The sequence below is a fragment of the Vibrio sp. 10N.222.55.C6 genome (genome assembly GCF_041473395.1).
In the GTDB taxonomy this organism is placed as follows: domain Bacteria; phylum Pseudomonadota; class Gammaproteobacteria; order Enterobacterales; family Vibrionaceae; genus Vibrio; species Vibrio crassostreae_C.
Genome location: NZ_JBFRSD010000920.1, coordinates 1 through 476, shown reverse-complemented (window position 1 = coordinate 476; position 476 = coordinate 1). Strand labels below are relative to the sequence as shown.

Sequence of the window (476 nt, the reverse complement as noted above, 5' to 3'; positions counted from 1 at the left end):
GTACATTACTGCTCGTGGTCAAGTTGCTCATGTCATTTGTTATCGAAACCTTAGTACTAAAGGTGGCATTGTTTACCTTTTCGTTAAAGGTCAGTTTGAGCAGTCAGTGATCATTAAACAAGACAGCGAAGATAAGCCTTACGCTATCGGCTGTACAAAGCTGGCCGCGGAGCTGAACGCTAACGGCTTAGAATACGAGTCGCGTATTACTAGCGTCAAAGAGTACCGCGAAATTATCCAAAATATTAATGCAGGGAATTTGAGCAATCAGTTCCTGAGCTACTCTTTGTGCTCTGGTCGTCATGATGTCCGTCACATTGAAAAAATCACAGCGGCGTTGATTCAAGGTGAATTCAATATGGCCGACACAAAGGCGCTTTTCCTGGATATCCTCGAGCAAGGAAATAGCACATTAGAGTTTGGTGTGGATGCAAACAGAATTGAACAATGGTGTGATGACTACAACGGCCTAACAG

1 protein-coding gene is annotated in these 476 nt (G+C 43.7%); it reads left to right on the top strand.

Translation table 11 applies throughout. The features are described from left to right. The coding region (locus AB4486_RS26860) for an ATP-binding protein (protein WP_372119828.1) at positions 1–476 on the top strand (476 nt) is incomplete at both ends.